General features: G+C 61.1%; 24 protein-coding genes. 14 read left to right on the top strand and 10 right to left on the bottom strand.

What is annotated here, in order from left to right; translation table 11 throughout:
* Positions 1–266: 266 nt before the first annotated feature.
* Positions 267–650: a 50S ribosomal protein L19 gene (rplS, locus tag GOW72_RS17815; protein ID WP_170367883.1), complete on the top strand. Its 384-nt coding sequence runs from the start codon at positions 267–269 to the stop codon at positions 648–650.
* Between the two features lie 11 nt (positions 651–661).
* The gene (rpmE, locus tag GOW72_RS17810; protein WP_093965180.1) at positions 662–883 is read left to right on the top strand and encodes a 50S ribosomal protein L31; all 222 of its coding nucleotides are present in this window, start codon (positions 662–664) and stop codon (positions 881–883) included.
* Positions 884–947: 64 nt separating this feature from the next.
* On the opposite strand, the gene GOW72_RS17805 is transcribed toward rpmE, so the two are convergent.
* Both GOW72_RS17805 and GOW72_RS17800 read right to left on the bottom strand, forming a co-directional pair.
* The gene (locus GOW72_RS17805) at positions 948–1,268 is read right to left on the bottom strand and encodes a Dabb family protein (RefSeq protein WP_170367881.1); all 321 of its coding nucleotides are present in this window, start codon (positions 1,266–1,268) and stop codon (positions 948–950) included.
* Positions 1,269–1,293: 25 nt separating this feature from the next.
* On the bottom strand, positions 1,294–2,181 hold the full coding sequence (locus GOW72_RS17800) for an AEC family transporter (protein WP_170367879.1): 888 nt from the start codon (positions 2,179–2,181) through the stop codon (positions 1,294–1,296).
* Positions 2,182–2,399: 218 nt separating this feature from the next.
* Between GOW72_RS17800 and GOW72_RS17795 the strand changes: the two genes are divergently transcribed.
* Positions 2,400–3,209 (top strand): division plane positioning ATPase MipZ, encoded by an 810-nt coding sequence (locus tag GOW72_RS17795; protein ID WP_093965175.1) that lies wholly within the window; start codon positions 2,400–2,402, stop codon positions 3,207–3,209.
* Here the strand turns inward: GOW72_RS17795 and GOW72_RS17790 are convergent.
* Both GOW72_RS17790 and GOW72_RS17785 read right to left on the bottom strand, forming a co-directional pair.
* Complete coding sequence (locus GOW72_RS17790) at positions 3,206–4,438, bottom strand: adenylate/guanylate cyclase domain-containing protein (RefSeq protein ID WP_170343374.1); 1,233 nt, start codon at positions 4,436–4,438, stop codon at positions 3,206–3,208. The two genes, GOW72_RS17795 and GOW72_RS17790, sit on opposite strands and share 4 nt — an antisense overlap.
* 59 nt (positions 4,439–4,497) lie before the next feature.
* Positions 4,498–4,950, bottom strand: coding sequence for a MarR family winged helix-turn-helix transcriptional regulator (locus tag GOW72_RS17785; protein WP_170367877.1), 453 nt, complete (start codon positions 4,948–4,950; stop codon positions 4,498–4,500).
* A gap of 56 nt (positions 4,951–5,006) precedes the next feature.
* Here GOW72_RS17785 and hmgA point away from each other — a divergent pair, with 56 nt between their 5' ends.
* From hmgA to GOW72_RS17750, 7 genes are all read left to right on the top strand, one after another.
* Complete coding sequence (hmgA, locus tag GOW72_RS17780) at positions 5,007–6,362, top strand: homogentisate 1,2-dioxygenase (RefSeq protein ID WP_170367875.1); 1,356 nt, start codon at positions 5,007–5,009, stop codon at positions 6,360–6,362.
* A 42-nt stretch (positions 6,363–6,404) separates the two neighbouring features.
* Entirely contained in the window at positions 6,405–7,661 is a 1,257-nt protein-coding gene (gene fahA / locus GOW72_RS17775) for a fumarylacetoacetase (RefSeq protein WP_170367874.1), read from the top strand.
* A gap of 10 nt (positions 7,662–7,671) precedes the next feature.
* Positions 7,672–8,622: an MBL fold metallo-hydrolase gene (locus GOW72_RS17770; protein WP_170343371.1), complete on the top strand. Its 951-nt coding sequence runs from the start codon at positions 7,672–7,674 to the stop codon at positions 8,620–8,622.
* A gap of 134 nt (positions 8,623–8,756) precedes the next feature.
* The gene (locus tag GOW72_RS17765; protein ID WP_170367872.1) at positions 8,757–10,367 is read left to right on the top strand and encodes an FAD-dependent oxidoreductase; all 1,611 of its coding nucleotides are present in this window, start codon (positions 8,757–8,759) and stop codon (positions 10,365–10,367) included.
* Positions 10,368–10,372: 5 nt separating this feature from the next.
* Entirely contained in the window at positions 10,373–10,564 is a 192-nt protein-coding gene (locus GOW72_RS17760; protein ID WP_170367870.1) for a DUF2783 domain-containing protein, read from the top strand.
* On the top strand, positions 10,561–11,199 hold the full coding sequence (gene maiA, locus GOW72_RS17755; RefSeq protein WP_170367868.1) for a maleylacetoacetate isomerase: 639 nt from the start codon (positions 10,561–10,563) through the stop codon (positions 11,197–11,199). Before GOW72_RS17760 ends, maiA begins: the two co-directional genes overlap by 4 nt.
* A 90-nt stretch (positions 11,200–11,289) precedes the next feature.
* Entirely contained in the window at positions 11,290–11,631 is a 342-nt protein-coding gene (locus GOW72_RS17750) for a DOPA 4,5-dioxygenase family protein (RefSeq protein ID WP_170367866.1), read from the top strand.
* On the opposite strand, the gene GOW72_RS17745 is transcribed toward GOW72_RS17750, so the two are convergent.
* The gene (locus GOW72_RS17745; protein WP_170367864.1) at positions 11,628–13,256 is read right to left on the bottom strand and encodes an acyl-CoA synthetase; all 1,629 of its coding nucleotides are present in this window, start codon (positions 13,254–13,256) and stop codon (positions 11,628–11,630) included. The genes GOW72_RS17750 and GOW72_RS17745 overlap by 4 nt on opposite strands.
* Positions 13,257–13,478: 222 nt before the next feature.
* Here GOW72_RS17745 and GOW72_RS17740 point away from each other — a divergent pair, with 222 nt between their 5' ends.
* Positions 13,479–14,870, top strand: coding sequence for an aminotransferase family protein (locus tag GOW72_RS17740; protein ID WP_170367862.1), 1,392 nt, complete (start codon positions 13,479–13,481; stop codon positions 14,868–14,870).
* Positions 14,871–14,990: 120 nt separating this feature from the next.
* Here GOW72_RS17740 and GOW72_RS17735 read toward each other — a convergent pair whose 3' ends face one another.
* Positions 14,991–15,767 carry a methyltransferase domain-containing protein gene (locus GOW72_RS17735; protein WP_170367860.1) on the bottom strand — a complete coding sequence of 259 codons (777 nt, stop codon included), beginning with the start codon at positions 15,765–15,767 and terminating at the stop codon, positions 14,991–14,993.
* On the opposite strand from GOW72_RS17735, the gene GOW72_RS17730 reads away from it, so the two are divergent.
* Together GOW72_RS17730 and GOW72_RS17725 are read left to right on the top strand one after the other, a co-directional pair.
* Positions 15,766–16,119 (top strand): hypothetical protein, encoded by a 354-nt coding sequence (locus GOW72_RS17730; protein WP_170367858.1) that lies wholly within the window; start codon positions 15,766–15,768, stop codon positions 16,117–16,119. The genes GOW72_RS17735 and GOW72_RS17730 overlap by 2 nt on opposite strands.
* 129 nt (positions 16,120–16,248) lie before the next feature.
* Positions 16,249–17,019: an SGNH/GDSL hydrolase family protein gene (locus GOW72_RS17725; RefSeq protein WP_170367856.1), complete on the top strand. Its 771-nt coding sequence runs from the start codon at positions 16,249–16,251 to the stop codon at positions 17,017–17,019.
* 55 nt (positions 17,020–17,074) lie between these two features.
* Here the strand turns inward: GOW72_RS17725 and rplT are convergent, their stop codons facing one another.
* From rplT to GOW72_RS17705, 4 genes are all read right to left on the bottom strand, one after another.
* Positions 17,075–17,440 (bottom strand): 50S ribosomal protein L20, encoded by a 366-nt coding sequence (gene rplT, locus GOW72_RS17720; RefSeq protein ID WP_093965154.1) that lies wholly within the window; start codon positions 17,438–17,440, stop codon positions 17,075–17,077.
* A gap of 14 nt (positions 17,441–17,454) precedes the next feature.
* Positions 17,455–17,655 carry a 50S ribosomal protein L35 gene (gene rpmI / locus GOW72_RS17715; RefSeq protein WP_039523697.1) on the bottom strand — a complete coding sequence of 67 codons (201 nt, stop codon included), beginning with the start codon at positions 17,653–17,655 and terminating at the stop codon, positions 17,455–17,457.
* 181 nt (positions 17,656–17,836) lie between these two features.
* On the bottom strand, positions 17,837–19,390 hold the full coding sequence (locus GOW72_RS17710; protein ID WP_170367854.1) for an alanine/glycine:cation symporter family protein: 1,554 nt from the start codon (positions 19,388–19,390) through the stop codon (positions 17,837–17,839).
* A gap of 14 nt (positions 19,391–19,404) precedes the next feature.
* Positions 19,405–19,842, bottom strand: coding sequence for a universal stress protein (locus GOW72_RS17705; RefSeq protein ID WP_093965150.1), 438 nt, complete (start codon positions 19,840–19,842; stop codon positions 19,405–19,407).
* 189 nt (positions 19,843–20,031) lie between these two features.
* On the opposite strand from GOW72_RS17705, the gene GOW72_RS17700 reads away from it, so the two are divergent.
* Complete coding sequence (locus GOW72_RS17700; protein WP_093965149.1) at positions 20,032–20,517, top strand: Lrp/AsnC family transcriptional regulator; 486 nt, start codon at positions 20,032–20,034, stop codon at positions 20,515–20,517.

Here is a 20,517-nt window from a genome sequence, read left to right as displayed (position 1 = left end):
GGCGATTTGGGCTTGATATGCTCGTCCGACTTCCCTAAACGGGCGCAATCCGGTGCCGCCTTTGGGGCGACTCCGGTGTTTTGGGTTGATCGCAGGAACGCACCTGCCCTTCTTCGGATCAGGGAAGCTGTGGAATAACCCGGACCAAAAGGAACATTCGACCTGACCTCTGGCGGGCTGCAGATCGCGGGACCCGGAGAAGACCAAGAGCTCTCAGATCGTGCCCAACTTCGTGGACCAACCACGAGCAGATAGGAGTAACTGCGATGGACCTGATCGCACAGCTTGAGGCGGAACAGATTGCCGCCCTCGGGAAAGACATCCCCGACTTCAAAGCCGGTGACACCATCCGTGTCGGCTACAAGGTGACCGAAGGCTCGCGCACCCGTGTGCAGAACTACGAAGGTGTCTGCATCGCGCGTAAAAACGGCGACGGCATCGCCGGATCGTTCACCGTTCGCAAGATTTCGTTTGGCGAAGGCGTGGAGCGTGTGTTCCCGCTGTATTCGACCAACATCGAGAGCATCACCGTTGTCCGTCGTGGCCGCGTCCGTCGCGCCAAACTGTACTATCTGCGTACCCGTCGCGGTAAATCCGCCCGTATCGCAGAAGTCACCAACTACAAGCCCAAGGCTGGCGCCGAGGCGTAAGGAGCGGAAAGATGAAAAAAGACATCCATCCCGACTACCACATGATCGACGTCAAACTGACCGACGGCACCGTGATCCAGATGAAATCGACCTGGGGCGCCGAAGGCGATCAGCTGGCCCTGGAAATCGACCCCTCCTCGCATCCTGCGTGGACCGGTGGCTCGTCGCGCCTGATGGACGCCGGCGGTCGCGTGTCGAAGTTCAAGAAGAAGTACGAAGGCCTGGGTTTCTGAACCAGCGCCTTTGCGGAAATTCCAAGGCCGTCCCCGAGGGGGCGGCCTTTTTCGTTGGCCGCTTCTATTGCGCGTCCGGCACGTCTAGGTCAAAGACGATGATCCCGTCGGCACCATTCTGACACAGATCACACAGCTGACCGCCCAACCGGCGGTGTGTCGGGTGTTCGGCGTAAGCCTTCACGGTGGGTCGATCCGCAAAGCGGATCACGAACCCATCGCGATAATCCTGCGACTTTCCTTCGAAATCGAGATTGGGGCCGCTTTCAAAGGCCAAGGCCCCGTCCAGATCAGCGCATAGCTCGGCCAAGCCGGTCAGAACGGCGCGGCGCGCGTCCTGCGGTGCATCTGATCGGAAAGTGAAGAACACGCAGTGCAATATCATGATGTCGGTTCCTGGTTGGGCAAAGTCAGATCCAGTAGGCCAAGGCGAGCGGCAGCACCAGGATCGTCGTCAGGGTTGAGACCATGATGTACCCGGCCACTTCCGGGCCATATTCCGGAACATGCTGGTCGATGAACAGGTATGTCGCAACCGAGGACGGCATCAGGCAGCACAGGATCAACGCTCCGCGTTCGACCCCGGTAAAGCCGAACAGCCAGACAAGCGTGGTGGCGATCCCGGCTGCCAGAACGAGATGCAGACCTGTCAGAACGACTGCCCGGCCAAGGCTGCCCGTCCGAAGCGTGGCCAGCGTGTGACCAAGTGTCAGCAACATCAGCGGGATCGACAGCCCGCCCAGGATGTCAAAGGATTTGGCGATCGGTTGCGGCAGGGCAGAACCCGTAGCCATCAGCGTCAACGCGATGGCAACCGCATAGATGATCGGAGATGTTGCAAGCTTGCGGGCCGAGAACTCTCCGGCCGGGATCCACATGCCTACCGTGAAAATGCTCACCAACACCACGACGACAAAAGCCATCGTATAGGCCATGCCCGCATCGCCCAGTGCCAGCAAAGTGACCGGCAATCCGATATTGCCCACATTGCCATGCATCAGCGGTGTCAGAAACGCCCGCACCGGCCAACGCAACAGCCGCAACGCCAAAAATCCGAGCACGCCGAATGCCGCAATGGCGAGGGCAGCAGCCGCCATCATGTCCAGAAACGTGGCAATCTGGATCTTGGTGGCGGACAGATGAGAGATGATCAGTGTCGGATATCCCACCTTCGAGACAATCCCGCCAATCACCTTGTTGTCGAACGGTGCGCGCGCGACCGCCAGCCCGTACCCCACACCGGCACAGATCAGCACCGGCAGAACGATGTTCAATACATTCAGGAATACGTGCTCCAAGCTAGGTCCTTGCGTCCAAGTCAGTTTGCAGACTGTGGCGGCGGACGCCCCGTTTGGCAACAACCAAGCGTCAAGCTGCGGGTATCGCGAAAAAAACCAATATAGACACTGATATTGTCCCGCAGACCCCACAGGACCGCTTTTCTTCGCGGATCACACAACATATAGTGGGTTCAAACAACGTGTAGGCAAACACGGCGCGACTTGGGAATACAGGTATGGCACATATCATCGTTGTGGGGAACGAAAAGGGCGGCGCAGGCAAGTCGACGGTTTCCATGCATGTTGCAACCGCGCTTGCGCGTTTGGGCAACAAGGTCAGCACCCTGGATCTGGACCTGCGGCAGCGCAGCCTGGGCCGCTATTTCGAGAACCGCCGCAATTTCCTTTCCACAGAAAAGCTGGAACTGCCCAGCCCGCGTCACCATGACCTGCCCGAGATCGACGCAAGCAAGCTCAAACCCGGCGAGAACATCTATGACCACCGTCTGTCCGCCGCCGTGGCCGAGTTGGAGAGCGACAGCGATTTCATCCTGATCGACTGCCCCGGCTCGCACACAAGGCTAAGCCAGGTGGCTCATTCGCTGGCCGACACGCTGATCACGCCGCTGAACGACAGTTTCATCGATTTCGACCTGCTGGCCCGGATCGACTCGAAGGGCGAAAAGATTCTCGGCCCCTCGGTCTATTCCGAGATGGTCTGGAACGCGCGGCAATTGCGGGCGCAGGCCGGGCTGAAACCGATCGACTGGGTCGTGGTGCGCAACCGAGTGGGCACCCAGCGCATGGTCAACAAGGAAAAGATGCAGCGCGCCATCGAGATGCTGTCGCAGCGCATCGGCTTTCGCGTTGCCTCGGGCTTTTCTGAGCGTGTGATCTTTCGCGAGCTTTTCCCGCGCGGGCTGACCCTGCTGGATCTCAAGGATATCGGGGTGAAACAGCTCAACATTTCGAACATCGCTGCCCGTCAGGAGTTGCGCGACATGATGCGCGAACTGAACCTGCCCGGGGTCGAGATCGACTTCTAGGCCGTCGGCGCGTAGATCGTGAACAGCTCTTTGGGTTCGGGCACGCCGCGCAGCATATAGCGCCCGACCGAGATCAGGTCCTGTTCGCAGGGCTGAGCGGCGCGGGCCACGTCATCCGAGATCAAGATACGCCGGTCCAGCGACCGGTGCATGCCTGCAATACGCGCGGCCTGGTTCACCGCCGGTCCGATCACGGTGAAATCCAGCCGGCTTTCAGCACCGATATTGCCATAAAGGATCTCGCCCGAATGCAGAGCAAGGGTGAAATTGGCGACCGGCAGGCCGGCGGCGGCCCGTTCCGCGTTGAGCTCGGCCATACGCGTCTGCAGAACACCAACAGCGGCCAGCGCGGCGCGGGCGTCCTCGTCGATCTCGCCCACGTCGAACATGGCCATCAGACCGTCGCCCATGAATTTCAGGATATTGCCGCCACAACCCTGAACGACCTCGACCGCCACGGCCAGATAGTCGTTCAGCATGGCAATGATGTCCGACCCGGGAAGGCGTTCGGCCAGGCCGGTAAAGCCCTCGAGGTCGAAGTTCCAGATCACGGCGTCGATCTGCTGCAACGATCCGCGCCGGATTTCCCCCGACAACACGCGCCGACCCGCATCCCGTCCAAGATAAACGCGCAGCAGATCCTGCGCCATTTTCCGGTTCGAGGCCGATTTCAAGGCCAGCCCCAGATGCGGCAGAGCATATCGGATCAGATCCAGGTGAATGTCGTCGAACCCCTCGGCATGGTCCGTCGTCCACGACATCAGCACCCCCTCGGGCATCTGGTCCAGGGCGATCCGGTTTTCGGGCTCGACTTTCTGCAGAACCAGACCGGATGCAAAGTAGTCGGTGGCACCTTTCTGGTGCAGTTCGTTCAAAAACGGAAATCGGCTGGGTTCGTTCTGGTCTTTCAGCCTTTCACGCAGTTCCTTCGCGCCGGACTGCAGCATCGCGTAGAGCGGGCTCGAAACCCACTGATCGGGCAATTCCTCGCGGTGCTCGTAATTCTCGACGCTGCCCCCTTCGTCCCGGTACCAGTTGAAGCCGGTGCCGCCGTAAGTGGGGTGATAGGCGCTCTGGGCGGCGTGAAACCGCATCAGGGGAACGCCCGCATCCACAAGCCGCAGGCAATAGCCTTCGAGTATTTCCGACTGTTCGGCCCCTTCCAGCCCCCGGTCCAGCAACCATCCAATCAGGTCATCGGCGCGGGATTTGGGGTCGGTGGATGGCATCTTGGGGCTCCGTCTGGTCTGCACCCCACTTGGGGGCTGCGGGGCCAGATTACCAGAGGTCAGTCCATCCCGGCCAGCCGCCGCAGCATCATCCGCAACAGCGCCGCCTCGCCCGTGGTGAACATGCCCGCCAGCCGGGCGTCATAGTCGCGGGCGATGTTGCGCAGTTCCCGGTACACCGCCAGACCGGCGGGGGTCAGGGTTAGCCGCTCCATCCGTCGGTCGTTTTCGTCGCGGGTGCGCCGCAGGTATCGGCGCTGTTCCAGCTTGTGCACCGCGCGGCTGATCTTGGTCTTGTGCATCTTGGCACGTTCCCCGATCTGCTTGGCGGTCATCTCTCCGTAGTTGCCCAGGTGGAACAGAACGCGCCATTCGGTGCGCAGCATCCCATAACGGTTCTTGTAGACCTTCTGGAAATCCAACGAGCTTTCCTCGGCCGCCTGGTTGAGCAGGAAGGGCAGGAAATTTCGCAGGTCGAAGTCATCTTTTTCGGCGGAATCTGGCTGTGTCATGGTTGTTAGTTACAAAATCAACTATTATCCGACAAGCAGCAAACGGAGGAACCCCGATGAATCGTCCGACTGACCCGCACGCTCTGACCCAGGCCAGCACGCCCGTTGGCACCCACGCGGGCTATATGCCCGGCTTTGGCAATGACTTTGAAACCGAGGCGCTGCCCGGCGCGCTGCCGCAGGGCATGAACAGCCCGCAGAAATGCAACTATGGCCTTTATGGCGAACAGCTCAGCGGCACCGCCTTCACCGCCAACCCGCCCGAGCGCACCTGGTGCTATCGCATCCGGCCGTCGGTCAAGCATTCGCACCGCTATGAAAAGATCGACCTGCCCTATTGGAAAAGCGCCCCGAATGTCGATCCGGACGTGATCAGCCTGGGCCAGTACCGCTGGGACGCGGTGCCCCATTCCGACCAGCCGCTGACCTGGCTGACCGGCATGCGCACCATGACCACCGCCGGCGACGTGAACACCCAGGTCGGCATGGCCAGCCACATCTATCTGGTCACCGAATCGATGGTGGACGACTATTTCTTCTCGGCCGATTCCGAGCTGCTGGTGGTGCCACAGGAAGGCCGCCTGCGCTTTGCGACCGAGCTGGGCATCATCGACCTGGAACCCAAGGAAATCGCCATCATCCCGCGCGGGCTGGTCTACCGCGTCGAGGTGCTGGAAGGCCCCTGCCGCGGTTTCGTCTGCGAGAATTACGGCCAGAAATTCGAGCTGCCGGGCCGCGGCCCGATCGGCGCGAACTGCATGGCCAACCCGCGCGACTTCAAGGCGCCCGTGGCGGCCTTCGAAGATCGCGAGGTGCCCTCGACCGTGACGATCAAGTGGTGCGGCCAGTTCCACACCACCAAGATCGGCCACAGCTCGCTGGACGTGGTGGCCTGGCACGGCAACTACGCGCCCTACAAATACGACCTGCGCACCTACTGCCCAGTCGGGGCGATCCTGTTCGACCACCCGGATCCGTCGATCTTCACCGTGCTGACCGCGCCTTCGGGCGTGCCGGGCACGGCCAATATCGATTTCGTGCTGTTCCGCGAACGCTGGATGGTGATGGAGGACACGTTCCGCCCGCCGTGGTACCACAAGAACATCATGTCCGAGCTGATGGGCAATATCTACGGCCAGTATGACGCCAAGCCGCAGGGCTTCGTGCCGGGCGGCATGAGCCTGCACAACATGATGATCCCGCATGGCCCCGACAAAGAAGCCTTTGAAAAGGCGTCCAACGCCAATCTGGGGCCGGACAAGCTGGACAACACCATGTCCTTCATGTTCGAGACCCGCTTTCCGCAGCACCTGACCGCCTTTGCCGCGAACGAGGCGCCGCTGCAGGATGACTACATCGATTGCTGGACGGATCTGGAAAAGAAATTCGACGGCACGCCCGGCAAGAAATGACACCGGTGGCCCCACGGCCACCGCACCGCACAAGGAAACGCAATGCCTTTGATGAAATCCTGGGTGGCCTCGGCCAATGACGCGAACCACCCGTTTCCGCTGAACAACCTGCCCTATGGCGTCTTTTCGACCGCAGGGTCCGAACCGCGCTGCAGCGTGGCCATCGGGGACATGATCCTTGACGTGTCCACCGCCGAGGCCGAAGGGCTGATCACGCTGGGCGACGAGCCGCTGTTCGACCTGCCCTTCTGGAACCCGCTGATGGAACAGGGACCGGCGGTCTGGGCCGCGCTGCGCGAGCGACTGACTGCCCTGCTGGCGAAAGGGTCGAAAGAGCAGAACAAGGTCGAACCGCTGCTGGTTCCGCAGGCCGAGGCCCAACTGCACATGCCCTTTGCCGTCAGCGAATACACAGATTTCTATGCGGGCAAGCACCACGCCACCAATGTGGGCACCATGTTCCGCGGCCCGGAAAACGCGCTGCCGCCCAACTGGCTGCACATCCCCATCGGCTACAACGGACGGGCCTCGTCGGTGGTGGTTTCGGGCACCGATATCCGCCGCCCGTGGGGCCAGTTGAAATCGCCCGACCACGACCGCCCAGCCTTCCTGCCCAGCCGCCGTTTCGACATCGAGCTGGAGATGGGCGCCATCGTTGGCACCCCGTCCGACGGCCCGATCACCGTGCAGGAGGCCGACGACCACATCTTTGGCTATGTCCTGTTGAACGACTGGTCGGCGCGCGACATCCAAGCGTGGGAATACCAGCCGCTGGGCCCGTTCCAAGCCAAGGCCACCGCCACCTCGATTTCGCCCTGGATCGTGACCAAGGCCGCGCTGGACCCGTTCCGCTGCGACGCGCCCCCGCGTGAAGTCGAGTTGCTGGACCACCTCAAGGACTGCCGCCCGATGCTCTATGACATCGAGCTCGAGGTGACGATGGCGCCCGAGGGCAAACCGGCGTCCACCATCGCCCGCACCAACTACAAGGAAATGTATTATTCCTCGGCGCAGCAACTGGCGCATCACACCACCTCGGGCTGCCCGATGAACGTGGGCGACCTGCTGGGCTCGGGCACGATCTCGGGGCCGACGAAAGACAGCCGCGGCTCGCTGCTGGAACTCAGCTGGGGCGGCAAGGAGCCGATCACGCTGGACACCGGCGAAACCCGCAGCTTCATCGAGGACGGCGACACGCTGACCCTCAAAGGCGCGGCCCGGGGCGACGGCTACACGATCGGGTTCGGCGACTGCACCGGCACGGTGCTGCCTGCCCTCGAAGACCCATACGCACGATAAGGAGCGCCAAATGGCCAAGGCATTCGCGTCCCAGGGGGACATGACCGAAAAGAAGATCTCGTTCACCGAGGTGGGCGAAGGGCTTTATGCCTTCACTGCCGAAGGCGACCCGAACTCGGGCGTGATCATCGGCGATGACAGCGTGATGGTGGTCGAGGCCCAGGCCACGCCGCGCCTGGCGCAGAAGGTGATCGACTGCATCCGGTCCGTTACCGACAAGCCGATCACCCATGTGGCGCTGACCCATTACCACGCGGTCCGCGTGCTGGGCGCCAGCGCCTTCGGCGCGCAGCAGATCGTCATGTCGGACATGGCCCGCGCCATGGTCGTCGAACGCGGGAAAGAGGACTGGGACAGCGAGTTCCAGCGCTTCCCGCGCCTGTTCGAAGGGCATGAGAGCATCCCCGGCCTGACCTGGCCCACCACCACCTTCAACGACACGATGACGATCTATCTGGGCAACCGCCGGGTCGATCTGATGCATCTGGGCCGGGCGCATACGGCCGGTGACATCGTCATCCACGTGCCCGACCAGAACGTGATGTTCACCGGCGACATCGTCGAATATCACTCGGCCTGCTATTGCGGCGACGGGCATTTCAGCGACTGGGGCGATACGCTGGATCAGATCCAGTGGTTCGACGTCGACGCCATCGCGCCGGGGCGCGGCGATGCACTTGTCGGCAAGGAAATGGTGAACGCCGCCATCGAGAACACCCGCGATTTCGTCGAAAGCACCTATCGCCCGGCGGCCAAGGTGGCGGCACGCGGCGGCAGCCTGAAAGAGGCCTGGGACGCGGTGCGTGCGGAGTGCGATCCGAAATTCTCGGACTACGCCATCTATGAACACTGCCTGCCCTTCAACGTGGCCCGCGCCTATGACGAGGCGCGCGGCATCGACACCCCGCGCATCTGGACCGCCCAGCGCGACCTGGAGATGTGGGAGGCCCTGCAGGGCTGAGAAATAGCCCGGCAACTTGATCCAGATCGTGTTGCCGGCCTGAAAACGATGCAACCATGGAGGAGAGCCATCGGCGCCCCGCGCCGGTGGGCAGGGAATGTGCGCCCGGCGCACAGAACTTGGGGAGAGAGCCCATGAACAAGATTTTTGAACAGCCGCTCTATGCCTATGCCCGCAGCCCCGATCAGGATGCCCCCGCCCCGGTGCGGCATCAGGTGATCGTGATCGGTGCGGGCCCGGTCGGGCTGGCCGCCGCCATCGACCTGGCCCAGCAAGGCGTCGAAGTGGTGGTGCTGGACGACAACGACAAGGTCAGTTTCGGCAGCCGCGCCATCTGTTTCGCCCAGCGCACGCTGGAAATCGCCGACCGGCTGGGGTGTGCCCGGCCTATGGTGGACAAGGGCGTGCTGTGGAACACCGGCAAGGTGTTTTTTGACGACCGCAAGGTCTATGAATTCAACCTTCAGCCCGATGAGGGCTATGCCCATCCGGCCTTCATCAACCTTCAGCAATACTACTTTGAGCAGTTCATGGTCGAACGGGTCCGCGCGTTGCAGGCCCAGGGCGCGCCGATCGAGATCCGTGGCCGCAACAAAGTCGAGGCGATCGGTACCCATGACGACCACGTCAAACTCGAGGTGGAAACGCCCGAGGGGTCGTACACCGTCGAAGCCGACTGGCTGATCGCCTGCGACGGGGCCAATTCGCCCACCCGCCGGATGCTGGGGCTGGATTTCGTGGGCCGGGTGTTCGAGGACAACTTCCTGATCGCCGACGTGATCATGGAGGCCGATTTCCCGTCCGAGCGCTGGTTCTGGTTCGACCCGCCCTTCAACCGCGGCCAGTCGGCGCTGCTGCACAAACAGCCCGACAATGTCTGGCGCATCGACCTGCAACTGGGCTGGGAAATCGACAAGGAACGGGAAAAGCGCCCCGAAAACGTGATCCCGCGCCTCAAGGCGATGCTGGGCGAGGATGTCCAGTTCGAGCTGGAATGGGTCAGCATCTATACCTTCCAGTGCCGCCGGATGGAGAAATTCCGCCACGGCCGCGTCCTGTTTGCCGGCGACAGCGCCCATCAGGTCAGCCCCTTCGGCGCGCGCGGGGCCAATTCGGGCCTGCAGGACACCGACAACCTGTGTTGGAAGCTGAAGATGGTCCTGGACGGTACCGCGCCCGACAGCCTGCTGGACAGCTATGACGTCGAGCGCATCCATGGTGCGGACGAGAACATCCTGAACTCGACCCGCTCGACCGATTTCATCACGCCGAAATCGGAAATGTCACGCATCCTGCGTGACGCAGTTCTGGACCTGAGTGAGCACTACGAGTTCACCCGCCCGCTGGTGAACTCGGGTCGGCTGAGCGTGCCCTGCACCTATGGCGGCTCGCCGCTGAATTCGGCAGATGCGCTGGGTGGTCCGGCCGAAACGCGCCCCGGCTCGCCCTGCCCCGATGCGCCGCTGGGGGATGAATTCCTGTTGCCCAAGCTGGCGGGCAAGTTCACCCTGCTGACCATCGACGCCGACGCCCCGGAAACGATCGAGGAAGAGGGCGTGACGGTCGAGCGGCTGGCGCTGTCGGTCAAGGACGACCGGACGCTGGCGCTGAAGCGGCGGTATCTGGGCGACGCGGAAGCTGCGGTCTATCTGATCCGGCCCGACCAGCATGTGGCGGCACGGCGCGACAGCTATGAAGACAACGCGTTCCGGCATGCGATCCGCCGGGCCATCGGCAAGGAGTAGGCACAATGGATGGACTGATCCTCACCCCGAATATCGACGGCGCGGATGATTTCTATGCTGATCTGCTGGCCGCGCACGACGGTCTGGACAAGGCCGAAAGCGATGCGCTGAATGCGCGGCTGGTGCTGGTGCTGGCCAACCATATCGGCGACCGGGCCATCCTGAAACAGGCGATCGACGCGGCCAAAGCCCGATGAGCGACGTCGTCCTGTATGACTACTGGCGGTCCTCGGCCAGCTACCGGGTGCGCATCGCGCTGAACCTGGCCGGGATAGACTATCGGGCGCAGACCGTCGATCTGGTCAAGGGCGAGCAGACCGCGCCCGCGCATCTGGCGCGCAACCCGCAGGGCTTTGTGCCCGTGCTCGAGATCGACGGCGTGCAATTGACCCAGTCGCTGGCCATTCTGGACTATCTCGACCGGACGCGGGGTCTGAACCTGCTGCCGGACGAGCCGGTTGCGCGGGCCAGGGCGCAGGTGCTGGCCCATGCCATCGCCGTGGACCTGCACCCGGTCTGCAACCTGAAAGTCGCCCGCCACGCTGCGCAGTTGAGCGGCGGAAAGGGCGACATGCCCGGTGACTGGATGCGCCATTTCATCCGCCCCGGTCTGCTGGCCTTCGAGGCGATGCTGGAAGGGTTCGAACAAGCCCCCTATTGCACGGGATCGGCGCCCGGGCTGGCCGATCTCTGCCTGATCCCGCAGATGTACAACGCCCGACGCTGGCAGGTCGATCTGTCCGACATGCCACGCATTCTGGCGGTCGAGGCGGCCTGTGCCGACCACCCCGCCTTTGCAGCGGCCCACCCGGACGCCCACGCGCCGGGCTGAGCCGCGCACAGGGTCTGTGTGCCGATGCGTCTGTGCACCGGCGCCGATCGGGCCTAGCCTTGTGCCGGAAATCACCGCACGAGGCCCCCGATGCCACAGATCACCGGCTATCACGCCCATGTCTATTTCAACGCTGAAACGCAGGAGACCGCCCGCCGTGTCTGCGAAGAGGCTGCACGCCTGTTCCCCGTCCAGATGGGCCACATGCACAGCCGCAATGTCGGCCCCCACCCGCGCTGGAGTTGCCAGTTGAGTTTTGCCGCCGATGCCTTCGACAAGGTGATTCCGTGGCTGATGCTGAACCGGCAGGGGCTGACCGTGTTCACCCACCCCGAAACCGGCCCGCACCTGCCCGACCACCGCGACCGGGCGATCTGGATGGGCGAGATGCTGGAATTGGACCTGTCGATCTTTGACCGGCTGGGCGCCTAGCCCAGCGCCCGGGCCTGATCTCTGAGCTTGAATTTCTGGATTTTGCCCGTCGAAGTCTTGGGCAATGGCCCGAAAACGACCGTTCTTGGTGCCTTGAAATGGGCCATGTGATCGCGGCAGAACGCGATCAGATCGGCCTCGGTCGCATCTGCGCCCGACTTCAGCTCGACAAAGGCGCAGGGCGTCTCGCCCCATTTCTCGTCCGGCCTGGCGACCACGGCGGCCTCCATCACTGCGGGGTGCTTGTAGAGGATATCCTCGACCTCGACCGAAGAGATGTTCTCGCCCCCCGAGATGATGATGTCCTTTGACCGGTCCTTCAGCGCGATATAACCGTCGGGATGCCTCACCCCCAGATCGCCCGAGGCAAACCAGCCGCCGCGAAAGGCTTTCTGCGTGGCCTCGGGGTTCTTGAGATACCCTTTCATCACGATGTTGCCCTGCATAAAGATCTCGCCCATGGTCTCGCCATCGGCCGGAACCGGTTCGAGCGTTTCGGGATCAGCCACCATCAGCCCCGACAGGGCAACGTATTTCACCCCCTGCCGGACCTTGAGCGCGGCGCGTTCCTCGGCGGGCTTGTCGTTCCATTCGTCTTTCCACGCGCACACGACCGACGGACCGTAGGTTTCGGTCAGGCCATAGACATGAGTGACCTCGATCCCCATCCCCTCCATCGCAGCGATCACCGCGGCAGGCGGCGGGGCGCCTGCGGTCATCACCTTGATTTCATGGTCGAAATCCTTGAGATGATCGGGCGCGTTGGCCAGCATGTTCAGCACGATGGGCGCACCGCAGAAATGGGTGACCTTCTCATCCCGGAACGCCTTGTAGATCGGCTCGTCCCGCACCGCGCGCAGGCAGACCGACGTACCCGCGTTCGCGGCCATGGTCCAGGGGAAACACCAGCCGTTGCAGTGGAACATCGGCAGCGTCCACAGATAGACCGAATGCTGCGGCATGCCCCATGTCAGGATGTTCGACGTGGCGTTCAGCGCCGCACCGCGGTGGTGATAGACCACCCCCTTGGGATTGCCCGTGGTGCCCGAGGTATAGTTCAGCGTGATCGCGTCCCATTCATCGGCGGGCAGAGACCAGTCGAATTCCGGGTCGCCCTCGGCCAGCAGGTCGTCATAGGTCTGCGCGCCCAGCTTCTCGCCACCATCGAAACTCGGGTCCTCGATGTCGATCACCAGAATGTCGTGATCCACCTGCTCCAGCGCCTGCTTCACCACGCCCGAGAATTCGGGATCGACCAGCAGCACCTTGGATTCGGCGTGGTTCAGGATGAAGGCGATGATTGGCGCGTCCAGCCTTGTGTTGATGGTGTTCAACACCGCGCCTGCCATGGGCACGCCGAAATGCGCCTCGTACATTTCGGGGATGTTGGCGGCGACGATCGACACCGTATCGCCCGTGCCCACTCCACACGCAGCCAAAGCGCTGGCCAACCGGCGGCAGCGCGCATAGGTCTGCGCCCAGCTATGGCGCCGGTCGCCATAGACCACGGCCGGATAGTCAGGGTAAACGGCCGCCGTCCGCTCGATATAACTAAGCGGGGACAGGGCCGTGAAATTGGCCAGGCCTTTGTCCAGATCGCGCTGATAAATGCTGTGGGTCGCCATCCGCCTCTCCTCCCCAATTCGTCGGATTTTTCGTATTGAGCACAAAGGTTGCCGCAAAACAAACCCGTAAAAATACGCGAGGCGAATATACTGGAGCTACGCGATCGGGTAATCTGGCCCTACTGCGTACCGGGCTTTCGGGCTGATCTGCGGTATCTGGTTCATCCGCGCCTGCCGGGCATCGTGATTCCCGCGCGTCGCGTCTTACTGAAAGGACATGTCATGGACGGCACGTTCAACGAAAACGATCTTTCCCGCGTGGTCGAGGCCGACCGCGCCCATATCTGGCACCATCTGATCCAGCACAAGCCGTTTGAGACGAACGATCCGCGCATCATCGTCGAAGGCAAGGGCATGCGCGTCTGGGATCAAAAGGGCAAGGAACACCTGGATGCCGTCTCGGGCGGCGTATGGACGGTGAACGTGGGCTATGGCCGCGAATCCATCTGCAAGGCCGTCTACGACCAGCTGATGAAGCTGTGCTATTTTGCGAACTCGGCGGGCTCGATCCCCGGGGCGCTGTTTGCCGAAAAGCTGATCGAGAAGATGCCGGGCATGAGCCGGGTCTACTACACCAACTCGGGGAGCGAGGCGAACGAGAAAGCTTTCAAGATGGTCCGCCAGATCGCCCACAAGAAATACGGCGGCAAGAAGACCAAGATCCTGTATCGCGACCGCGATTATCACGGCTCGACCCTGGCGGCGATGTCGGCGGGCGGTCAGGATGAGCGCAACGCGCAATACGGCCCCTTTGCGCCGGATTTCGTGCGCGTTCCGCACTGCATGGAATACCGCAAGCACGAACTGGACGGCGCGCCCGACGAGAACTTTGGCGAATGGGCCGCCGATCAGATCGAAGCGGTAATCCTGCGCGAAGGTCCCGACACCGTAGGCGCGCTGTGCCTTGAGCCGGTGACCGCCGGCGGCGGCGTGATCGAAGCGCCTGAAGGCTACTGGCAGCGCGTGCAGGAGATCTGCAAAAAGTACAACATCCTGCTACATATCGACGAGGTCGTCTGCGGCGTTGGCCGCACGGGTACCTGGTTCGGGTACCAGCAATACGGCGTGAAACCCGATTTCGTGACCATGGCCAAAGGCGTGGCCTCGGGGTATGCCGCGATTGCCTGCATGGTGACCACCGAGGAAGTCTTTGACATGTTCAAAGACGATGCCGCGGACCCGATGAACTATTTCCGCGACATCTCGACCTTTGGCGGCTGCACCGCCGGGCCGGCGGCGGCGATCGAGAACATGCGCATCATCGAAGACGAGAACCTGCTGGGCAATTGCGCAGCGATGGGGGATCGCATGATGGGCAACCTGCAGGCACTGATGGACAAGCACAAGGTCATCGGCGACGTGCGCGGCAAGGGCCTGTTCCTGGGTGCCGAACTGGTCGCGGATCGGGCGTCCAAAGAACCGGTGGATGAAAAGCTGGCCCAAGCGGTCGTGGCCGATTGCATGGCGCAAGGGGTAATCATCGGTGTCACCAACCGCTCGGTCCCCGGCCGCAACAACACGCTATGCTTCTCTCCGGCTTTGATCGCCACGGCGGACGACATCGACCAAATCACCGATGCGGTTGATGGCGCACTGGGGCGTGTGTTCGGGTAAACCCAGCGCGGGATAAAAGACCAAGTGAAGCCGGCGTTCTTCGCGCCGGTTTCTTTTTTTAGCTCCATTTGCTCAGGCAATAGCCTTTGATTGAGTCAATCAGCGCATCCAGACCAAAGTCTAGGATTTGCGCCCGCTGATGACAAAATGAGTTAGCGAAAAGAAAAACCGGCCCCTCGCGGCCAAGGATCTCTGCTCATCCGCCCATTCCTTGGCTTCCTGATCCGGAACGAGCTTGTTGGACTCGGCAAACCTTTTCATCAGGGTGATCATCATATTGGCCAGCCCATCTGGCCGGAGTTCGTTATCGCAAATCGTGATCGGCGTGATGCTTTCCACAGTGAAACCCGCGTCTCTCAATATCGGTGGCAGTCGTGCGGGCACGTCTCTCCCGACAAAGTGCTCGTCCCAGGCTTTTATCATCTGATCCATTCTTGCCGGATCATCACTGTACCAAACCAGACTGTCGAAATGGATGTCGCCCACGACAAGCAGACCAGCCGTCCTGAGACAGCGATGGGCCTCCGCCACCGCGGCGGCAATGTCGTCTAAATACTCGTAAACCTGAACCGATACCGCCTTGTCGAGTGACGCATCCTCGACCGGAAGTTGGCCTGCCTCACCCTCCATGATCTGGACCCAGTCATATTCATGGCAGCGGTTTTTGGCGGAACTCCGCATCGCCTCACTTGGATCGATCCCCAAAACACGCCCGGTCGGACCAACCGCCCGCGCGAGCTCTGATGTCAAAAGACCGTTGCCGCATCCAACGTCCGCAATGGTATCACCCGGGGCTGGTCGCAACGCGTCAAAAGACCCTCGCCGCCGCCGGGTGACATCGGCACCTTGATACACGCTATCGAGTAGACGCGTTGTTGCTGCATCAAATTCAAGCATGGCACTCGCAAAACCAATGTTGGTCAATTCAGCACGTGCAAGCCTAGCGGTTTTTGGTCTAATTGTCTGCCTGCGCAAAAAAGCAGGCACTCAGGCATCAAAAAAAGCCGCCCCTTGTGGGGCGACATTTCTTTCGGTGTTTAGCGAATGGGGATCAGGAGGCCAGAGAGGCATGCACCCCAGCGACGACACCACCCGCTTTGTTCTGACCAAAGCGAGGATTTCATGGGAAGCCGTGTCGTCGGGATTATTCAACGGGGTCTTTCTGGATGATGTGATCATGGTGACTTATGCCGGACCGGGAAATGGCGTGGCGTTTGCGGCGCAATTGATGAAGAAGGGCCCCAAATAGCACTTCCAGCAATCAACGGATTAACCAGTAGGTTTCGTCGTCGATCTTTTCTGCTATTGGGTACTAAGCAACTTAACTACATCGCCGCATGAAACTGCAACAAACATGTAATTTGTCCCAAGGCCTGCCATGTCTGCCCTATTGTGCATCGGGGATTCACACACTCGTCTCATCGGCTCAAAGCCTGAAAACTCTCGTTTTAAGTATGGCCGCCTTTGTCCCGCCGAAGTACCCGGTTTCAAGGCGACCCACCTATTGAGCATAAAAGGCGCTACCGCTGCTGGATTTCGACAAAAGGATCATCAAAACTCGCCTTTTGTGCAAGCAAGCAAAGCAATAAAGCGCCTGAACCCTGACTTTTTAGTTTTTGGCTTCGGGCAAGTTGACGCTGAACTAAGCTGCTACTTCGTTGCCCTGCGCGATTCTATCAATTTGGAAAGCGCTCTTGAGACGCGGATTGCTAAATTGGGTTCCTATCTTGACGCCTGCAAAGATGTCGCGGATGGTCGGCCGTTTTTAATAAAGGGACTGAACACTTCGACACTGCACGAAACGGCGGCCTTGCACCGAATGGTCGCCAGAAATCTTCATCAGGAACTCGGGCTTATGAAACGGCAGGTGGTGCGGGCCCTGCGTCTGCGTAAGATCACAACCGACGTTCACCGTCAGCTCAACACTCAGCTTACCACGGCTCTGAGCGAGGCAGCTCAGGCAAGAAACTTCCCATACGTCGACTTACGTAAGACAACTGGTCTGAAGGAACGTCCAGGGCTGTCAAAACCATCGTTTTGCGCAGGAGGGACTGATATCCATCTAAGGCTGGCCCCTGAAGTTGAAAGCGGATTCGCACAGGCTATTGCCAATAAGGCCAAAGAACTGTTGGGAACGCGCCTTTCGTAACACAAAAGCCGCCCCGAACGGGACGGCCTTTCTTTCACTGTCTCTCGAAAGAGGATCAGGCAGCCAGAGCGGCCTGTGCCTTGGCGACGATCGCGCCGAACGCTTCCGGTTCGTGCACGGCCAGGTCAGCCAGGACTTTGCGGTCCACTTCGATACCGGCCAGGTTCAGGCCGTTGATGAAGCGGGAATAGGTCAGAGCTTCGTCATGCGAACGAACAGCGGCGTTGATGCGCTGGATCCACAGGGCGCGGAAGTTGCGCTTGCGGTTCTTGCGGTCGCGGGTTGCGTACTGGTTGGCCTTGTCGACGGCCTGACGGGCAACCTTGAAGGTGTTCTTGCGGCGGCCATAGTAACCTTTGGCGGCCTTGATGACCTTCTTGTGACGGGCGTGAGTTACGGTTCCACCTTTAACGCGGGACATATCGGTATCTCCTCTTAGCGGTCGTAGGGCATGTAGCCCTTGACGATCTTGGCGTCGGGGGCGGACAGGGTGGTGGTGCCACGGGCGTCGCGGATGAACTTTTTGGTCCGCTTGATCATGCCGTGCCGCTTGCCGGCCTGAGCTGACATGACCTTACCGGTCGCGGTCACCTTGAAGCGCTTCTTGGCGCTCGATTTTGTCTTCATCTTGGGCATTTCCGTCTCCTTTCAGGGTTCGGTACGAAACGCGACTCGGCATGCCACATCGGCCGGTCGCGCGATCAGATGCGCCGTTTACGCAAGTTCGGTCATGCTGGCAAGGGGTTTTTGACCCGTTCGGATGCTTTTTGCACCGGGGTCGGGAACCGGGGCAGCGGTGCCGCCCCGGTTGGTGTCATCAGTCGGCGAACTTTCGGATTTCGCCGCTTTTCAGTCGCGCGCTGTACGAGGCCAGTTCCTGACGCACCACTTTCATCAGGAAGTAGAGCGCAAAGACGTTGACCACGGCCATGGCAAAGATCGCCGCGTCCGAGAAGTCGATGACCGGACCCAGGTTGGCCGCAGCCCCGATCACCACGAAGACGCAGAAGATGATCTTGAACACCAGCTCCTTGGTGTGACCCTCGCCGAACAGGTAGGTCCAGGCCTTGAGGCCATAGTAGGACCAGCTGATCATGGTCGAGAAGGCGAACAGGATCACCGCGATGGCCAGGATGTAGGGGAACCAGCTGAAGGCGCTGCCGAAGGCGGCCGAAGTCAGGCTGACGCCCGAGTTGCCATCCACGGTTGCGATCGCCGTGCCGGCTTCGTTCAGCACGTACAGGCCGGTTGCCGGGTCGATCACCAGCTGCTGGGTGATGATGATCACCAGCGCGGTCATGGTGCAGATCACCACGGTGTCGATGAACGGCTCAAGCAGCGAAACAAAGCCTTCGGTGATCGGTTCCTTGGTGCGGACAGCCGAGTGTGCAATGGCCGCCGAGCCAACGCCTGCCTCGTTCGAGAATGCGGCGCGCTTGAAGCCCTGGATCAGAGCACCGACCATGCCGCCGGCAACACCCAGACCGGTGAAGGCACCAGCGAAGATCTGACCGAAGGCCCAGCCGATCATGTCGGCGTTCATGATGATGATGACCAGCGCAGTGGCGACATACAGGACGCCCATGAACGGCACGACCTTCTCGGTCACGCGGGCGATCGACTTCAGGCCGCCCACGATGACCATGAACACCACGGCCGCGAAGACCAGGCCGGTGATCCAACCGGGATAGTCACCGACGATACCCGCGATCTGCTGGTGCGCCTGGTTGGCCTGGAACATGTTGCCCCCGCCCAGCGCGCCAAGGATACAGAAGATCGAGAACAGGACCGCCAGGATCTTGCCGCCGGGCAGACCCAGTTCGGCAAAGCCCTTGGACATATAGTACATCGGGCCGCCCGAAACGGTGCCGTCTTCGTACTCGTTGCGGTACTTCACACCCAGCGTACATTCGGTGAATTTCGACGCCATGCCCAGAAGGCCGGCGAGGATCATCCAGAAGGTCGCACCGGGTCCGCCAATGCCGACGGCCACCGCGACGCCCGCGATGTTGCCCAGGCCGACCGTACCGGACAGCGCCGTTGCCAGCGCCTGGAAGTGGCTGACCTCGCCCGCATCGTTGGGGTCGGAATAGTCACCTTTGACCAGGCTGATCGCATGGCTGAAGAACCGCATCTGCACAAAGGCGAAATACAGCGTGAACACCGTCGCGGCCACGACCAGCCACATCACGATCCAGGGAAAGCTCGTCCCCGGAAAAGGTGCGAAGATGAAGCTGACGAAGGGGCCCGTCAGATTCGCGAAGGTCTGGTTGATCTTTTCATCCAGACCGGGGGCCTCCTGCGCAAATGCGGGGTTGGCCAGCAGGGCCGCGGCCGCACCGGACAGGCCCAGGGTTTTGATCGATTTCATGTCTGCTCCTCCCGTCAGTTCACGACTGTGACCGGAACGTCGGCGTGCATGACCAGATTCTGGGTCGAACTGCCGAAGATTCGCTTTTTGATGCCGTCAGCCGAGGATCGTCCCACGACGATCTGCGATCCGCCGTTTTCGACCGTGATCGCGTTCAGCGTTTCGGCCACATCGCCATGGCGGACAATACCGCGGGCGCTGAAGCCTGCGGCCTTCAGGGCCTCGACGGCGGGTTCCACCACGCGGCTGGTGGCAAGCGCGATCTCCTCCTCGCGCCGCTTGTGCCGCAGGGCGTTCTCCTCGGGAGTCTGGAAAGTATAGGGCGACCATTCGATGACATAGGCAACCAGCAGTTCACACGATCCAATCCGACTTGCCAGATCCTTGGCAAAGCCGACCGCGCGATCCCCGGTCTCTGTCCCGTCCAGTCCTATGACAATTTTCGTTGTCATCTCGTTCCTCCGTTTTTGTTGATTTGGCCGGGGCCCGTGCCCCCGGCAGGGCAGCCGGAACCTGGAACTCGTTTTACAAGACTGCCCTTCGGTCAAGTATCAGGAAAAATCACTAGGAAAAGGAGATTTTTTCGGTCTATTTTCAGGAAAATATGCCGCCAGACCTCAAAAACGCAGGGAAATTGCCTGATGGACAGGGATTTGGATAAGATCGATCAACGGATATTGGCCGAGCTTGAGGCCAATGGACGCCTGCCAATAGTCGAACTGGCGGCCCGAGTAAACCTGACCAACACGCCGTGTTCCGAGCGGGTGAAACGGCTGGAAAAGAGCGGGTACATCACCGGCTACAGTGCGGTGATCGACAAGGAGAGGCTGGGGCTGGGGCACTTGACGGTGGTGCAGGTTTCGCTGACGGCCACAGCCGAACATTCGCTGGATCGTTTCAACGAGGCCGTGCGACGGGTACCTGAAATCGAAACCTGCCTGATGGTCGCCGGATCATTCGACTACATGCTGACCGTGCGGACACGGGACATCGCGCATTTCCGAACGGTTTTGGGCGACAAGATCAACAAGCTTCCGGGGATACACCAGACAAGCTCTTTCACGGTGATGGAGACCGTAAAAGAACCTGTCGGCGCCAAAGCAAGACCCGGCGGACCGGGTGGCTGA

The organism is Ruegeria arenilitoris (assembly GCF_013032855.1).
GTDB classification, from domain to species: Bacteria; Pseudomonadota; Alphaproteobacteria; order Rhodobacterales; family Rhodobacteraceae; genus Ruegeria; species Ruegeria arenilitoris.
This window is presented reverse-complemented; position numbering and strand designations above follow the sequence as displayed.

Excerpts from the sequence above, each read along its gene's own strand:
- rpmI (WP_039523697.1), bottom strand. The coding sequence starts at position 17,655 with ATGCCCAAGATGAAGACAAAATCGAGCGCCAAGAAGCGCTTCAAGGTG.
- rplS (WP_170367883.1), top strand. The coding sequence starts at position 267 with ATGGACCTGATCGCACAGCTTGAGGCGGAACAGATTGCCGCCCTCGGG.
- GOW72_RS17730 (WP_170367858.1), top strand. The coding sequence starts at position 15,766 with ATGGCACTCGCAAAACCAATGTTGGTCAATTCAGCACGTGCAAGCCTA.
- GOW72_RS17725 (WP_170367856.1), top strand. The coding sequence starts at position 16,249 with ATGTCTGCCCTATTGTGCATCGGGGATTCACACACTCGTCTCATCGGC.
- GOW72_RS17770 (WP_170343371.1), top strand. The coding sequence starts at position 7,672 with ATGGCCAAGGCATTCGCGTCCCAGGGGGACATGACCGAAAAGAAGATC.
- GOW72_RS17740 (WP_170367862.1), top strand. The coding sequence starts at position 13,479 with ATGGACGGCACGTTCAACGAAAACGATCTTTCCCGCGTGGTCGAGGCC.
- GOW72_RS17705 (WP_093965150.1), bottom strand. The coding sequence starts at position 19,842 with ATGACAACGAAAATTGTCATAGGACTGGACGGGACAGAGACCGGGGAT.
- GOW72_RS17710 (WP_170367854.1), bottom strand. The coding sequence starts at position 19,390 with ATGAAATCGATCAAAACCCTGGGCCTGTCCGGTGCGGCCGCGGCCCTG.
- GOW72_RS17805 (WP_170367881.1), bottom strand. The coding sequence starts at position 1,268 with ATGATATTGCACTGCGTGTTCTTCACTTTCCGATCAGATGCACCGCAG.
- GOW72_RS17785 (WP_170367877.1), bottom strand. The coding sequence starts at position 4,950 with ATGACACAGCCAGATTCCGCCGAAAAAGATGACTTCGACCTGCGAAAT.
- hmgA (WP_170367875.1), top strand. The coding sequence starts at position 5,007 with ATGAATCGTCCGACTGACCCGCACGCTCTGACCCAGGCCAGCACGCCC.
- maiA (WP_170367868.1), top strand. The coding sequence starts at position 10,561 with ATGAGCGACGTCGTCCTGTATGACTACTGGCGGTCCTCGGCCAGCTAC.
- GOW72_RS17700 (WP_093965149.1), top strand. The coding sequence starts at position 20,032 with ATGGACAGGGATTTGGATAAGATCGATCAACGGATATTGGCCGAGCTT.
- GOW72_RS17790 (WP_170343374.1), bottom strand. The coding sequence starts at position 4,438 with ATGCCATCCACCGACCCCAAATCCCGCGCCGATGACCTGATTGGATGG.
- rplT (WP_093965154.1), bottom strand. The coding sequence starts at position 17,440 with ATGTCCCGCGTTAAAGGTGGAACCGTAACTCACGCCCGTCACAAGAAG.
- GOW72_RS17750 (WP_170367866.1), top strand. The coding sequence starts at position 11,290 with ATGCCACAGATCACCGGCTATCACGCCCATGTCTATTTCAACGCTGAA.
- GOW72_RS17795 (WP_093965175.1), top strand. The coding sequence starts at position 2,400 with ATGGCACATATCATCGTTGTGGGGAACGAAAAGGGCGGCGCAGGCAAG.
- GOW72_RS17760 (WP_170367870.1), top strand. The coding sequence starts at position 10,373 with ATGGATGGACTGATCCTCACCCCGAATATCGACGGCGCGGATGATTTC.
- fahA (WP_170367874.1), top strand. The coding sequence starts at position 6,405 with ATGCCTTTGATGAAATCCTGGGTGGCCTCGGCCAATGACGCGAACCAC.
- GOW72_RS17735 (WP_170367860.1), bottom strand. The coding sequence starts at position 15,767 with ATGCTTGAATTTGATGCAGCAACAACGCGTCTACTCGATAGCGTGTAT.
- GOW72_RS17765 (WP_170367872.1), top strand. The coding sequence starts at position 8,757 with ATGAACAAGATTTTTGAACAGCCGCTCTATGCCTATGCCCGCAGCCCC.
- rpmE (WP_093965180.1), top strand. The coding sequence starts at position 662 with ATGAAAAAAGACATCCATCCCGACTACCACATGATCGACGTCAAACTG.
- GOW72_RS17745 (WP_170367864.1), bottom strand. The coding sequence starts at position 13,256 with ATGGCGACCCACAGCATTTATCAGCGCGATCTGGACAAAGGCCTGGCC.